Raw genomic sequence first — 15,576 nt, forward strand, 5'->3', positions numbered from 1 at the left:
ATTAAATACAATATGATGATTTTAATTTATACCTGAAGATTATGAGAACGTATGTTATTAACACGAAAAAAAAGCTGGCCCTATCCTTATGCTTTATCCTTGCATTCGGTGGGCTTGGCTTCGCTTCACACCCGTCGGTAAATATGGGTGTGCAGGATCGGGAAATCACCGGGACCGTCCGGTCTGCCGAAGATGGTAGCGTCCTCGCAGATGTAAGCGTCTCCGTGAAAGGAACGGCTATTGCCAGCCGTACGAGTGCTTCGGGCACCTATGCAATTCGCGTCAGCGGAGCGGATGTGGTGTTGGTTTTTTCTAATGTTGGCTATGAACGCCAGGAGGTGCGGGTAGGCAGCAGGTCGGTGGTGGATGTTTCGCTGGCTGTGGCTGAGAAGCAACTGGATGAGGTCGTGGTAACGGCCCTTGGTATCGAAAGGGAAACCAAATCGCTGGGATATGCGGTAGGAAAGGTAGCCGGGGAGGATATGGTGAATGTACCGCAGGAAAATGTGATGAATGCACTTGCGGGGAGAGTGCCGGGTGTAACGATCAATCAAACAGGTGGTCCGGGATCATCCGTGAGTATGGTCATCCGGGGTGCGACGTCGTTGAGTACCGACAATCAACCGTTATTTGTGGTAGACGGCATTCCGATGCAGAATACCTTGAAAAACGCGAACAGCAGCCGCGGTGATCGCAATGAAGTGGACTACGGGAACGTGATTTCAGACATCAATCCGGAGAATATCGAAAGTGTATCGATATTGAAAGGACCCAGCGCTGCGGCACTCTACGGGTCGCGCGCCGGCAATGGTGTGGTGCTGATTACCACGAAAGCCGGGAAGAAAAGCGACGGTCTGGGCGTTCATTTCTCCACGAGCAATGTTTTTGAGGTTCCTTACCGCTTCCTCGATTACCATTATAAATATGGTAATGGAAACATGAGCGGCGGCGGAGATACCTATAGTGAAGGCTCTGCGTATTGGGGAGGCCCCCAACTGGATGTTGGCATAAAGGCACCGCATTTTATGAGTCCGCTCGATGAAAACGGGAATAAAATTCCCATCGATTTGAAATCCTATCCAGACAATGTTAAAAACTTCATGGAGACTGGGGTCACTTCTGTCAACAACCTGGCAGTTGCAGGCTCGAACGCGCTGGGAACTTACCGGGTGTCTTATGATATGATGCGACACAACGGGATGGTGCCTAATTCCGATTTAAAGCGGGATGCCTTATCCGCCGTTGCAGAGTTCCAAATCCGGCACGACCTTCGGGTTAGCACGAATCTCAACTTTCTAAGGTCGTCATCCCCCAATCGCCCGGCCACCGGTCGCGGGTCCAATCCGCTCATGGCGGCATACAATTGGCCGGCAATTGATATTCATGATATGGAGGACTATTGGCAAGACGGGGCTGAGCATATTCGCCAGCGTAGACCGGCAGAAGGCATGGATAATCCTTATTTCCTCACCTATGGCTTGACCAATGCTTTTACTCGTGACCACGCCTATGGCAATGTGCGGGTCGATTGGTCGATAGCACCGGGGCTCACTGTGTTCGGAAGGATTTCGCACGACATGTTTAATGAAGCGCAAGAAACCAAAATTCCCTGGAGTTATTCGCGGATGAATAAGGGTGGGTATTTTCTGGACGACTTTGTGAATCAAGAAACCAATATGGATGTCTTGGCCACATACCGGAAAGCTGTCAGCGGTTTCGATATATCGGTTACTGGAGGCGTTAATTCCATGTACCAGCAGCATAAGATACAGTCGATGGGAGGACCGGAGCTTTCCGTCCCTGGGTTGTATCGGATATCGAATATCCCTACAAGCAATCGTTCTACTTGGAATAATACCTCCATGAAGCGGATATACAGTGTGTTGGGTACCGCTTCCATAGGTTATCAGGAAAAAATCTATCTCGATCTCACCGCCCGGAACGACTGGTCGAGCACATTGCCTATTGAAAACCGATCGTATTTTTACCCATCGGTTTCCTTGAGTTGGTTGGCGAATAACACGTTTAAGCTGCCTGAGCAGGTTTCGTTGCTTAAACTTCGTGGCGGTATTGCGCAGGTGGGTAACGATACCGGACCGTATGAGTTATACAATGCGCTGGGAATCGGCAGCTGGGGGGATTTGGTTACCAACAATATCCAAGACATCTTGAAAAACCCCCAATTGAAACCCGAGATATCTTCTTCATATGAAGCAGGATTGGATCTCTGGATGTTCAACAATCGGATTAAATTTGAGGGGACCTATTTTTACACGGAGAATCGAAATCAGATATTGAATGTGAACACGGCACCTTCTTCCGGTTTTGTAGCCGCAAAAATAAACGCCGGTTTACTTTCTAGCCGGGGCTTCGAACTTGCGTTGATTACCAATCCAATCCGCGACCGTAACGGTTGGAACATGGATGTAAGCCTGAATTGGTCCCGCACCCGGACAACCCTTGATGCGTTGACCGGCGACCTGCAATACCATCAGTTCTGGTCAGACAACAACGGTGGTGCCTATACTTGGGTAGGCGAGGAAATCGGCAACCTATATAGTCGCGGATACCTGCAAGTCACCGATCCCAACAACCGGTTTTACGGCTGGCCCATCCTTGACGAAAATGGTGAATGGCAGGCAGACAATACGATAACAGCGATGGAGAAAGTGGGTAACTGGAACCCCGATTTCTTGATGGGGGGGCAGTTATCACTGCGCTACAAACGATTTAATCTGACCACAAGTTTCGATTGGCGATCTGGTGGACAATTCATGTCGTGGACTTACCGGTATGGCGAATCCGATTGGAAATCACAACGTCAGCTGGATATGCTGATACCCGGCGGAAAATACAATTCAAGTGAGTTGGCGGAAATGCTACGGTCGGATCCCGAAAGGTATATCATTCCGAAAAACGGAAATTTCCCGCGCGTTGGCGGGCATACGCAAGAGACCGGTGGTTTCCAACTTCCTGACGGCCTATGGGATGGCGGGTTTATCCCCGGCGTTATCCAGCAGGAAGACGGGTCTTATGTAGAACACCTCGGCGAGGACGGTACCAATTTCCTTCGGATTACGGATATGTTCCCGTGGAGCTATAATAAGCAGGTGACATTCGATGCGGATTTCTTTAAAATCCGTGAAATTTCATTGGGTTATTCGATCCCCAAGATCGGTGGGCTCCGTAATGTCAATGTTTCCGTATATACACGGAATCTGATTATCTGGACGAAAGCTAAAATCGGTATCGACCCCGAACGGGCGTTTCGGGTGGACGGTGATGGCTTCCGTCAAGGGATAGAATGGAATAATGTTTTGCCATGGACCATGCCTATTGGCTTTAAGTTAAATGTCAGTTTGTAGGCCCTATTAAATTCACTATCATGGACGCACTAAAAAAATTGCATAGAATATTGATCGCACTGGTCGTTGTCAGCCTGGCATCATGCAGTGATAAATTAACGGAGACGAATATCGATCCGAATGTGGTTGACCCCGCTGTGGGCAACCCCAACATGATTATGCCCACCGTCCTTGCCACCGCGGCGACGGATTACCTAAGCAAAGGCTGGGACGTAACGGCGGGAGTGGTGCAGCATATCCAACACGACGGTTGGTTTGGAGGCATCAACACGTACGAATGGGGTCCCGAAAACTGGGCTAACTATTACGGTATGTTGCGGAATAACGCCTATTTAATGAAAAGCAACCAAGTGTTTCATCAAGGCGTAGCTTACACGATGAAAGCATTTGTTTTTGGAATGATTACCGATTTATGGGGCGATGCACCGTACACCGATGCGCTGAAAGGGGAGGAGGGATTGTTTGAACCGGTATTTGACTCTCAGGAAACTATCTACCGCGGTATTTTGAGCGACCTGCAACAAGCTGCCGAGTTGTTTGCAACGGGCGACAACTCGGGCTACCTGGCTGGCTATGATACTTATTATGGCGGCGACCCATCGAGATGGCACAAGTTTGCTAACAGCCTGGCGTTGCGGTACGCAATGCGGATTTCGGAGAAACTGCCCGACTTGGCGAAATCGACCATCGAAAGGGTGTACAGCTCCGGTGTGTACATCGACACACCTGCTGATGATGCGACCATCAGTTTCGTTGGCTCACAGGCGAGTAACGGCTGGCCCTACAATTTCATGAATGATGACACGGGGAGAAGTAACTTCAGAAGGCGGAAACCGGCCGAGACGCTGATGGATCAATTGTTGTCGACAAATGACCCTCGGCTCCCGGTTTGGTGGGCCCCCGTTCACGTACAGTGGGTGGCTGATGGTTCGCTGACGCAGTATATGGACAATGCCATTCGCCGAGACGGCGAACGCTTATCCGTTGTTTCGCTACCGGACCTCACCTTAAAGGCGGAGATTGATGCCGGACATAAGTTTACCCGCCATTTCAACCCGGCGTTGAAAGGTGCTAATGATCCGACCCTCAACACCAACCTGTACGTCGGTGTCCCCGTGGGTGTTCGGCTGCCCGACTACCACAACGGTAACCCCACGCCGGGCCAGGAGGTGGAAAACCAGCATGTTTCCCAGATGTCTGACCTATATCGCTACAATACGGATCAAGATATGTTAAAAGCTCGGATCATTTCGGCGGCGGAAGTAAGCTTTATTTTTGCTGAAGCGGCTTTGAAGGGTTGGGCGGTAGGAGCCGATGCTGAAACACATTATTATGATGGTATTCGGAAATCGTTGCAGACATGGAAAGTAGACGGCCAATATAGCAACTTCATTGCTGGCGATGGCGTGCGTTTTAATAGCGCTATAGCATTGGAACAAATCATGACCCAGAAATGGATTGCCAGTTGGACGGGAAGCACGGAAGCATGGATGGATTTCAGGAGGACAGGGTTGCCAGCACTGACAGCCGGCCCCAATTCCCCGCAGCCTGTGTTGCCCGTACGTTTCATCTACGGAGATGCAGAAGTCTTCGCGAATATTAAGAACTCGCAGGATGCGATCGATCGTTTGGAACAGAATGCCTATTCGAATCAGGCAAACAGCCAGTGGTCGAAACCGTGGATTGTACAAGGTACAGGCAAACCGTGGTAACAGTTTGCCTAAATTTTGAAAAATGATGATTGCGTTGAGGTTATGGGCCCGTTGATTCAAACGGGCCCTAAAACCCGTTAATGTTGGGAAAGTAGTTCCTTGCACGGCATATCGGAATAAACCAGATAAATCATTAAAAGTCACACAGAATGAAGTCTATTTTAACACTCAAAAGGGCCTGGGTAACCACGTTGTTCCTATGCCCCCTGTTTTTCTTCGGTTCGTGCACGAAAGAAGAGCATCCCGAAAGCGACTACACCGCCATAAAGAAAGGTTGGCTAATCGGGAATTGGAAACAACAGGACATTACATTGGGGGTATCCACCTCGGTAAACTTGCCTGATGGGACAAAACTACCATTGATTGCGGGTAGCAGTATGATCAGCGATCCCTCGATCAACGCCCTATTAAGTGCTTTGCTGGGGGGAAATCCTTTTTTGGCAACCGTTAACAACAGTTTCACATTCGGGGCCGATGGTGCATACAGCATTGATGGAGCGACGGATCTCATTATGCCACAAGCCGGAAAAACGGGGAAATGGGAACTGGAGGTATATGGGGCAGTTATCGCTTTATACCCGTCTGCAGATGTCAGGGCACCCTATTGGGTCAATTCAATGTACGAGAAGGAAATGAATGTCGGGTTGATCGTTAAATTTCCCGGATTAGGGGATGTACCGCTCAACTTGTTGCTTGAAAAACAGTAGCAGTTAAAAAACTAGACGATATGAAAAGATATTACTACTTATTTAGCATCATTGTGCTCGTGCTTTTTGGCTTGGAAGCGGGAACGGCAGCACAACAGACGGTCTTAATACGAGGTAGCGTCCATGACGATAGTGGGCCCATTCAGGGGGTTACAGTAGCCGAAAAAGGGACGGACCATGTTACGGTTACTGCTGCCGATGGAACCTTCGAGATCCAAGTGGCGACCAGACAGAGCGTGCTGCGGTTCTCTGCGGTGGGCTATGAGTCAACTGAAGTGATTGTGGGGGAACAAACCAGTCTCCGGGTCACGTTGGTGCCCGGCTCGCACCAATTGGATGATGTTGTGGTAACGGCATTGGGGATCAGCCGGGAAAAGAAGGCGCTCGGCTATTCCATTGAAGAAGTTTCCGGGAAGGAATTGGTACGGGTACCGCAGGAAAATATATTGACAGCGATGGCGGGTAAAGTCGCCGGCGTCGCCATTAACCAAACCAGTGGCGTGGGGTCTTCTGTAAGTATGGTGATTCGCGGAGCTACTTCATTGAACAACGATAACCAACCGCTAATTGTGGTGGATGGAACACCTTTAAATAATACCATTAATAATGTTTCCCAGGTCAATGGTGTGGATAATCGGGTGGATTACGGTAATTCCATCTCCAGCATTAATCCGGACGATATAGAGAATATTTCGATCTTGAAGGGGCCTAGCGCTGCGGCATTATACGGTTCCAGGGCGGGCAACGGTGTCATACTCATTACCACTAAAAGTGGTAGACAAGCCCAGAAACTAACGATAAATGCCTATACCAACACGGTATTTGATCAACCATATCGTTTTCTAAAAGTGCAATCAAAGTTTGGCAGCGGGCAAATATCTGCTATTCCTGTTTCGGTAAGCGGCAACCTACTTACAAATCCCTTCGGTGCTTTGGTGCAGGATTGGGTGAACGGCTATTATGGTGCTGAGCTGGATAAAGGATATGAAGAAGTGCAATGGAACAGCCCAGTGGACGAGAACGGCAAACAGATAAAAACGCCGTTGGTGTCGCACCCTGATAACGTCAAAAACTTTGTACAAACAGGCATTACCAGCATTAACGGAATATCTGTAGCTAATAATAATAACTTGGTAAGTTACCGGCTTTCTTACGCTAATATGCAAAACAAGGGTATTATACCCAACTCCGATCTGTTTCGGAATACCTTTAATCTTGCAGCAGACGTCAGAGCCAGTAAAAATTTTAAAATAAGTACCAACCTGGACCTGAGCCGTAATAATTCCAACAACCGCCCTGCCGGGGAAAGGGGAGCTAACCCACTGCAATGGGCTTACTCTGTTACACCCAGTACCGATATCAGGGATATGAAAGATTACTGGATGCCGGGACAGGAAGGATACCTGCAGCGATCCCAGGATGCGGCGCGGCTGGCAGCAAGCGGCAAACCGCCTACCTTTAATAACCCGTATTTCTTAGCCTATGAGATCAATAATGGCTTTATACGGGATCGGGTGTTTGGAAACATCAGGGCCGATTGGCAGATATCAAATGAATTCTCTTTTATGGCCAGGTATTCATTAGATAATCTGGCGGAAGAGCGCGAAACCAAATTAGGCAGAAGTTATTCAGAGGATCCCTACGGCGGATATGGATTAATGAACCTTAAAAATTTTGAAAATAATGCCGACTTTTTACTGACCTACAAAAAAGGGTTGAGAGATTTTAATTTATCGGTGTCCGTTGGCGGTAACCATCGCTATCAAACCGGGAGCAACGCAAATGCTTCTTCCATCAATGGACTTATTACGCCGGGGGTTTATACGCTTTCCAATATCGCAATGGGTAATCTCGTATCGTCAAGTTCCAGATTTGAAAAAGCCGTTAACAGTGTATATGGCTTATTGAACCTGAGTTACAGGGACTACTTGTTTTTAGATATATCCGGCCGTAATGATTGGTCTAGTACGCTTCCTGATGCTGCCGGCTATTTTTACCCTTCCGCTTCTTTAAGCGTGCTGTTAAATGAAATACTGGGAATGTCACCCGAGGTAAACCTGTTTAAGTTAAGAGGCGGTGTGGCTCAGGTAGGTAACGATACGGAGCCTTATAAATTAATGGCGATGTTGGAAAATGCAGGCACATTTGCGGGTGTACCCCAACTTGCTACCTCAGCGATACTGCAAAATGCCCAGCTAAAGCCTGAGATTGCGAGTTCGTACGAAGGAGGAGTAGACCTGGCGATGTTTGGTGGGCGACTACGCTTTGCGGGTACCTACTATATGGTTGAAAATAAGAACCAGATTTTAAGTACCGAAACGCCCCCTTCATCGGGTGTCATCCGGAAAAATATTAACGCCGGCCTGTTAAGAAGTAAGGGTGTCGAAATGACTTTTGGCATAACACCCATTGAAAACAGAAACCTGCGATGGGATGTTAACGTGAATTTTACCAGAAACCGGACAAGGTTGATTGAACTGTCTGACGACCTTCCTTATTTCACGTCGTGGAATGAAGCAAAAGGCGGCGCCTGGACGTATGTAGGTGATGAAATGGGAGATATCTATGATGCCCAGATCGTAACGGTAACCGATAAAAATAGCAAATATTACGGTTATCCCATACTGGACAACACGGGGAAATGGCAGAGCATCGATGCCGTAAATACAAAAAATAAGGTAGGAAACTATAATCCGCGTTTTGTTTTAGGGGCACAAACATCGCTTACTTATAAGGGATTCAGTTTGAGTATGACAATTGACTGGCGCAATGGTGGTGATTTTATGTCGCAAACGTACCGGTATATGGAAGAGGGAGGCCTTTCGCAACTGGCTTACGATCGACTGATCAACCCCGGCGTTCGTCAGGGACAAGAATTAAGAGATTACCTGGTCGCCAATCAGGATAAGCTGATTATCTCGGATGGTCGTACCATGCCACTCGTGGGCGGGCCTACTCCGGAATACAACAGTTTTCCCTTTGTTTACGGACCTTATACCGTGCCTTATGGCGGCGTGTTCATTCCGGGGGTATATCTTGATGATCAGGGACAATACGTAGAAAACCTGGGAGAAAATATAGGAGAGGAAGGCGGTACCAAAACACTCCCCCTTGCAGGTGCAACACCTTGGTCTTTTACCCGTACGGCTACATTCGACGCATCCTACCTGAAACTAAGGGAGATTTCGCTGGGCTTTAGCCTGCCACAGAAAGTTGTACAACGAGTGAAGGCGCAGGATGTGAACATTTCTGTTTTCAGCAGAAATATCATGTTGTGGACAGCAGCTAAAATAAACATTGACCCCGAAAATGCGTTTCAGCCCAGGGTAGGTGATACGCGGGGTGGTATGCAGTTCGCCCAAGGTATTGAACGATATAATGTAAATCCCTGGGTAATTCCGGTTGGTTTTAAAGTTAGTGTAACTTTCTAAATACTAAACTATGCTACGCAATAAAATAATAAAAATAGTCTGCGCTATTGTTTTAGCAGTCTCATTTTTAGGTTGTAAAAAGTACCTAACGGACCTGAATATTGATCCGAACGGCATTCAACCCGAAACGGCGAATCCCAATCTGGTGTTAACAAAAGTACTTTCCTCAACAGGGATGGCCTTTACAAACCTGGGCTATCAGGATGTTGCCGGGGTCATGCAGCATACGCAGAAAGACGGCTGGGCCGACGGGCATAATAATTACGACTGGGGACAGAGTAATGACTGGTCGATTTATTATGATATTTTAAGAAACAATAAGTTTGTATACGAACGGGCGGAACAACTGGGATACGATTTACAAAAAGGTGTATCCCTGGTGATGAAGAGCATGGTGTTCGGACTTATTACGGATTTATTTGGCGATGCGCCTTATACCGCTGCACTCAATGCGGATGAGGGAGGGAATGAAAATATGTTCCCTGTTTTTGATAAACAACGAGATATTTACCTCGGTATACTGGCCGACCTGGAAACGGCTAATACCTTGCTATCAAAAAGTAAAAACGAATACAACAGCAGTATCGAAGCGGCTGATATTTATTACCAGGGCGACCCGGCTAAGTGGCGCAAACTGGCCAATTCTCTGCGTTTGAGATACCTTATGCGGCTTTCCGTCAAAGAGCCTGCTATCGCAAAGGCCGGTATCGAACAAATTGCCGGAGATCCGGCCAACAATCCGATCATCACAACCGCGGCAGATGATGCCAATATGCCTTCATGGACGCCTGTATATGATGTAAGTGAAAGTGAATACAGGAGAATAAAAATGTGTCAAACGCTTGTGGAAGCCATGCGGGCCGGTAACGATCCCCGTCTGGGCGTGTGGGCTAAAAGAGTGGAGATACCTATTGTGATGGATGAAACCCTTCCGGACGGTACAGACAAAATTGAAGACGGCAAGCGGTACATTTCCCCGGATATTTTATCAAAGAAAGGAGTCACAGTAGACGATATCAGCCTCAATCCCGACTACGTTGGGCTTCCTCCGTCTTATACAGCCCCCGCAGCATACAATTTAAGCCCAGATGTGAATCAGGCTGCATTTAATCCACATGTATCCTGGTTGAGCGATATGTACAGAACATTTAATAGTCCGCTACTGAAATCGAGGCTTTTATCGGGTTCGGAAGTGAATTTCATATTAGCTGAAGCAGCGTGGCTGGGCTGGTCTTTGCCCGAAACTGCTGAAACCTATTATAACAATGCCATAAAGGCGTCGCTTGAAACATGGGGAGTAGGCGATGCATATGCCGACTTCATAGCCCAACCCGGTGTTGCATATGATGGCACTCAAAAGCAAATCATTGTTCAAAAATGGATTGCCAGTTGGCAGGCGGCTACAGAATCGTGGGCAGATTATAAAAGAACCGGCTTTCCTGAATTGCATGCCGGCCCTATGGCAATAAAAGCTGCCGTGCCGGTTCGTTTTTATTATATGCTCAGTGAACGGAATCTGAATAAAACGAATATCGAAGCCGCTATGGAGAATCTGGAAGAAACACCCTATTCTCAATCAGAAGGGGCGAATAGCGCCTGGTCAAAACCCTGGGTCATTCAGGGAACCGGAAAACCGTGGTAGGGGAAAAGTAGTCAGTTTCATCTCTCACACCTTTTAAGCGCTACGCTTATAGCTCGCGCATCAGTCTGGGGGAGATGATTGGCAAAATCTATCTAGGCAAAGCGTTGGCCCTAGTGGATGAGCTTGATCGTTAACGATGTTGAAATTAATTAAATAGTTGCAGAATAGAAGAAAAATGAAAAGAGTCTTGTTGAGTTTATTGTGGATAGGGGCGTTGTCTATTGGTTTAAGTTATGGGCAGGCTGCATTGGAAGAGGTTTCTCCCAAAAATGCCTTGTACCATTACCTAGAGTCGGAAGACACTTCTTACACCTGGGAGTTGAAAGACGTTATCAAGGAAGGTCCCATTGTGGCTTATGACGTGTTATTGACCTCGCAAACCTGGCAGGGGCACGTGTGGAAACATCAGTTGACCCTGATTGTGCCTAAGAAGGTTAAACGTAAAACCGCTTTACTTTTCATTGATGGGGGCAGTGTCAACAACGAGGGCGAACCCAATTGGCGGGATCCCCGGAAGAACGACGTAGCCTTGGCGCTGGCAAGTATCGCATTGGAAAACAAGGCAATTACAGCGGTATTGAAACAGGTGCCTATGCAGCCTTTGTATGGGGGCAAACGGGAGGACGCACTCATTTCCATGACCTTACACAATTACCAGCAGGATAACGATCCCACCTGGCCCTTGTTGTTTCCGATGACCAAAAGCGCCATCCGGGCGATGGATGCCATACAGGAATTGGTGACGAAACAGCTAAATAAGCGGGTCGAAGATTTCGTAATCTCTGGAGCTTCCAAGCGGGGTTGGACAACCTGGTTGACCGGTGCTTCCCAAGACAGCCGTGTGAAAGCCATTGCTCCGATTGTTATTGACATCCTCAATATGCCGGCCAACTTGAATTATCAGTTGGAGGCGTACGCAGAATACAGCGAGGAAATCAAAGATTATACGGAATTGGGCATTCCCCAGGCAATGGACTCAGAGAAGGGACGCAACATGGTGACCATGATCGATCCATATTCCTATCGATCGGTACTGACCATGCCTAAGATGATTTTCATCGGTACGAACGATCCTTACTGGGTAGTCGATGGTGTTAAACATTATTTCGATAGCATCCCGGGGAAGAACTTCCTGCACTATGTACCCAATGCGGGGCATAACCTCGGTGGGGGAAAACAAGCGTTTAAGGCGCTGGGTGCATTTTTCGGATTCACTGCTGAAGATGAGCCCTATCCGGCTACCCAATGGAAAACAACCGTAAACGGACAACAGGTATCTTTGGATATCGAGATTACACCAAAGCGCCTGAAAGGGGTGAAGCTATGGCGTGCATACTCCGAAGATCGGGACTTCCGTGATGAAAGCTGGACGTCAATGGACTTGGCCATGCCACGCACAGCGTCTGTTTCGACCACAATCCCGTTGCCCACGGATGGCTACCAAGCATTTTATGTCGATTTAATTTATAAAGACGCTACCGGAAAAAATTACAGCCAGAGTACGCGGGTGTTTGTAACGGATGGTAACGGGATATTATGATTCGGCAACGGCTCTTGTCGAAACTAGAGAGACAGGAGAAACAAATATCGAGAACTAAAAATGGCCAAGCAAGTAAAACCGATGGTGCATATGCGTATTTTCGGCGCTGCAGCGTTGGGTGGTACCCTATTCGGTCTGTCAACTTGCGGCCCAAAAGAACCGATTCAAATGAATTTCAGCGAAACCCAACTTACCAGTGCCGTGCAGGGGCACACCATCCATAATACACAGGTGTTTTCAAAGGATGGCCGCTGGGTGGTGTATGATACGCGGAATGACGACAACAAAATCGGCAGCACAGGCAGTATCGAGATAGTTAATACGGAAACTGGTGAGGTCAGGGTATTGTACCAAACGACAAATCAAACCGGAGCCGGACCTGGAGTGGGTGCGGCTACATTTTCTCCAACGCAGGATAGGGTGTTGTTCATCCATGGTATCCGCAATGCGGACGCATCCCGCCCGTATGGGATGACCCGCCGTACAGGCATTGGGATAGATATTGACCGTCCGGGCGAACCTATTTTCATGGATGCGCGCGATATTGTACCGCCATTTACCGAAGGTGCACTGCGGGGCGGTACGCATGCTCACTCGTGGAGCGGTGACGGGAAATGGATAAGTTTTACCTATAACGACTATGTGATGGAGCAACTGGCCAAAACGGATACAGCTATCAGCGATTTGCGTACCGTAGGCATCATGGTGCCGCATCCCGTGGAGGTTGGTGAAGATAGCACATTGGAAAATAACACTGGGGCATGTTTTTCGGTAGTCGTGACTGATGTTGCTGAAAAACCGAAACCGGGAAGCGACCAAATCGATAGGGCATTTGACGAGTGCTGGATTGGCAAAAGCGGTTATCGCAAGGCTGACGGATCATGGCAAGTTAAAGCCATCGCTTTTCAGGGGAATGTACGAGATAACGCGGGAAAGACCATCACCGAAGTTTTTGTGGTGGATTTGCCCAAGAACCCGATGAAAGCGGGTGATAGACCATTGCAAGGCACACCCACTTCACGACCCGGCGTTCCTCGCGATGTAGTACAACGACGCATTACCCATACGGCCCGTGGGATAGAAGGACCGAGGCACTGGTTGCGAACCACGCCTGATGGTCGTCTGGTCTGTTTTTTAGCTAGCGATAAACAGGGCGTTATACAGCTTTTTGGGTTGTCACCCAACGGGGGAGAAATTCGGCAGATTACAAGCAACGATTTCTCCATACAGGGGCCGTTCAACATCGATCCTACGGGGGGATGGGTGGCTTATCCTGCCGATAACAGTGTGTTCATCACAGCGCTGGCAACGGGCGATACGTATCGGATCACCGATCGGTTTACCGATGAAGGGAAACCGATCGGTGCACCAAATTGGTCGCCAGACGGCAATGCTATTGCTTACAACCGCTATATTGGGGCAGGTAACAATCGGTTCCTTCAGGTGTTTTTGTTGCGAAAGGCCGACTAGATTTTGTGTCCGTCGGTTCCGGTTTGATTTACTGCTTAATTTTTCGCAGCTTTGACTTATGCGGAAAAAATTCGTTTACAGTGCCGTGTGGCTCGTTGCCATCATCGGAATAATTAGCGTTTGGTGGCAGCCGATATTGTGGAGCTTCGTCGTTGTTGTTCCCCTCATAGTGATGGGTATATTGGATATCGTACAGACCAAGCAGGCCATCCGGCGCAACTTCCCTTTGTTTGGGCGGTTGCGGTATCTTTTTGAAAGTATACGTCCAGAAATACAGCAGTATTTTGTGGAAAGTGACACGACAGGCCGTCCCTTCAGCCGGATGTTTCGGAGCTTGATTTATCAACGTTCCAAGAAAGTGTTGGATACCACCCCATTTGGTACCCAGCTGAATGTCTACGACAATAACTACGAGTGGTTGAGCCACAGCATTACGGCGGTCGACTATTTCAAGATTAACGAACACCCACGTGTTACCGTGGGTGGCCCATACTGCGAAAAACCCTATTCCAGCAGTGTATTCAATATCTCAGCGATGAGTTACGGGTCGTTGAGCAAGAATGCTGTGATGGCGTTGAATGAAGGGGCGAAGATTGGCGGCTTCTATCATAATACCGGTGAAGGGGGGCTCACCGATTATCACTTGGAGGGTGGCGGCGATGTGGTGTGGCAAATCGGTACTGGCTATTTTGGTTGCCGTCATCCCAATGGTAATTTTAATCCAGAGGCTTTCGCCGAAAAATCTGTGCATCCCAGTGTCAAAATGATTGAAATCAAGCTGTCGCAAGGTGCAAAACCGGGCCATGGCGGTATCCTGCCAGCGGTGAAGGTTACCCCTGAGGTTGCGCGCATCCGTTTGGTTGAGGTGGGGAAGGAAGTCGACTCACCACCTTTTCACCGCGCATTCTCGACGCCGGTGGGATTATTGCAGTTTGTAAAACAGCTGCGTAAACTTTCAGGCGGCAAGCCGATTGGATTCAAGTTGTGTATCGGCCACCGAAGCGAGTTTCTAGCCATCTGTAAAGCCATGGTGGAAACCGGGATACAACCTGATTTTATCACGGTAGATGGAGGCGAAGGCGGAACAGGTGCCGCTCCATTGGAATTCAGCAATTCGGTGGGTATGCCGTTGCGTGATGCGCTCGCATTTGTTTACGACTGCCTCACGGGCTTCGGGCTCAAACGGTATATCAAAATTATTGCGGCGGGGAAGATTGCAACGGGATTTGATCTGGTGAAGAATTTCGCCTTGGGTGCCGACATCTGCAACAGCGCGCGGGGGATGATGATGGCGCTTGGCTGCATCCAAGCGTTGCAATGCCATGCCAATACCTGCCCGACCGGCGTGGCGACACAAAATCCCCAACTGGTGAAGGGGTTGGATGTTGCCGATAAGCGTGTGCGGGTAGCAAATTTTCACCACGAGACAGTGAAGGCTGCGGGTGAACTGATGGGGGCGGCAGGAATCAAGCACCCCGACGATATACACCGGGTATACATCCACCGACGGGTATCGCCAAACAAGGTGGAAACATACCTGGATTCTTTTCCCTATATACCGTCGGGAAGCCTGATGGAAGCGCCTTATCCGAAGTCGTTTGAATTGCTGATGAAAATCAGCCGCGCGGACTCCTTCCAACCGGATTTCTCGGGTATCGATTTTGTGGAGTATGCCTGGGCCAAGAAGCCGATGACGGGCTAGGGAGGGG

8 protein-coding genes are annotated in these 15,576 nt (G+C 48.6%); all 8 read left to right on the forward strand.

Translation table 11 applies throughout. The features are described from left to right. Positions 1-41: 41 nt before the first annotated feature. Positions 42-3,365, forward strand: coding sequence for a SusC/RagA family TonB-linked outer membrane protein (locus VNQ80_RS11450; RefSeq protein WP_325638640.1), 3,324 nt, complete (start codon positions 42-44; stop codon positions 3,363-3,365). 20 nt (positions 3,366-3,385) lie between these two features. After that, a complete protein-coding gene (locus VNQ80_RS11455) occupies positions 3,386-5,077 on the forward strand; it encodes a SusD/RagB family nutrient-binding outer membrane lipoprotein (RefSeq protein ID WP_325638642.1) in 1,692 nt (563 codons plus the stop codon). A gap of 149 nt (positions 5,078-5,226) precedes the next feature. Continuing rightward, positions 5,227-5,784 (forward strand): hypothetical protein, encoded by a 558-nt coding sequence (locus tag VNQ80_RS11460; RefSeq protein WP_325638644.1) that lies wholly within the window; start codon positions 5,227-5,229, stop codon positions 5,782-5,784. 20 nt (positions 5,785-5,804) lie between these two features. Then, entirely contained in the window at positions 5,805-9,215 is a 3,411-nt protein-coding gene (locus VNQ80_RS11465) for a SusC/RagA family TonB-linked outer membrane protein (protein WP_325638648.1), read from the forward strand. Positions 9,216-9,225: 10 nt separating this feature from the next. Beyond that, positions 9,226-10,857 (forward strand): SusD/RagB family nutrient-binding outer membrane lipoprotein, encoded by a 1,632-nt coding sequence (locus VNQ80_RS11470; RefSeq protein ID WP_325638650.1) that lies wholly within the window; start codon positions 9,226-9,228, stop codon positions 10,855-10,857. Positions 10,858-11,032: 175 nt separating this feature from the next. Beyond that, positions 11,033-12,397: a PhoPQ-activated pathogenicity-related family protein gene (locus VNQ80_RS11475; RefSeq protein ID WP_325638652.1), complete on the forward strand. Its 1,365-nt coding sequence runs from the start codon at positions 11,033-11,035 to the stop codon at positions 12,395-12,397. Between the two features lie 60 nt (positions 12,398-12,457). Then, positions 12,458-13,867, forward strand: a complete 1,410-nt coding sequence (locus VNQ80_RS11480) for a DUF3748 domain-containing protein (protein WP_325638654.1) — start codon at positions 12,458-12,460, stop codon at positions 13,865-13,867. Positions 13,868-13,925: 58 nt separating this feature from the next. Beyond that, the gene (locus tag VNQ80_RS11485) at positions 13,926-15,569 is read left to right on the forward strand and encodes an FMN-binding glutamate synthase family protein (protein WP_325638656.1); all 1,644 of its coding nucleotides are present in this window, start codon (positions 13,926-13,928) and stop codon (positions 15,567-15,569) included. The last annotated feature ends 7 nt before the right edge of the window (positions 15,570-15,576 follow it).

It is taken from the genome of Parapedobacter sp. (assembly GCF_035556095.1).
In the GTDB taxonomy this organism is placed as follows: domain Bacteria; phylum Bacteroidota; class Bacteroidia; order Sphingobacteriales; family Sphingobacteriaceae; genus Parapedobacter.

Excerpts from the sequence above, each read along its gene's own strand:
- VNQ80_RS11460 (WP_325638644.1), top strand. The coding sequence starts at position 5,227 with ATGAAGTCTATTTTAACACTCAAAAGGGCCTGGGTAACCACGTTGTTC.
- VNQ80_RS11450 (WP_325638640.1), top strand. The coding sequence starts at position 42 with ATGAGAACGTATGTTATTAACACGAAAAAAAAGCTGGCCCTATCCTTA.
- VNQ80_RS11480 (WP_325638654.1), top strand. The coding sequence starts at position 12,458 with ATGGCCAAGCAAGTAAAACCGATGGTGCATATGCGTATTTTCGGCGCT.
- VNQ80_RS11485 (WP_325638656.1), top strand. The coding sequence starts at position 13,926 with ATGCGGAAAAAATTCGTTTACAGTGCCGTGTGGCTCGTTGCCATCATC.
- VNQ80_RS11475 (WP_325638652.1), top strand. The coding sequence starts at position 11,033 with ATGAAAAGAGTCTTGTTGAGTTTATTGTGGATAGGGGCGTTGTCTATT.
- VNQ80_RS11465 (WP_325638648.1), top strand. The coding sequence starts at position 5,805 with ATGAAAAGATATTACTACTTATTTAGCATCATTGTGCTCGTGCTTTTT.
- VNQ80_RS11470 (WP_325638650.1), top strand. The coding sequence starts at position 9,226 with ATGCTACGCAATAAAATAATAAAAATAGTCTGCGCTATTGTTTTAGCA.
- VNQ80_RS11455 (WP_325638642.1), top strand. The coding sequence starts at position 3,386 with ATGGACGCACTAAAAAAATTGCATAGAATATTGATCGCACTGGTCGTT.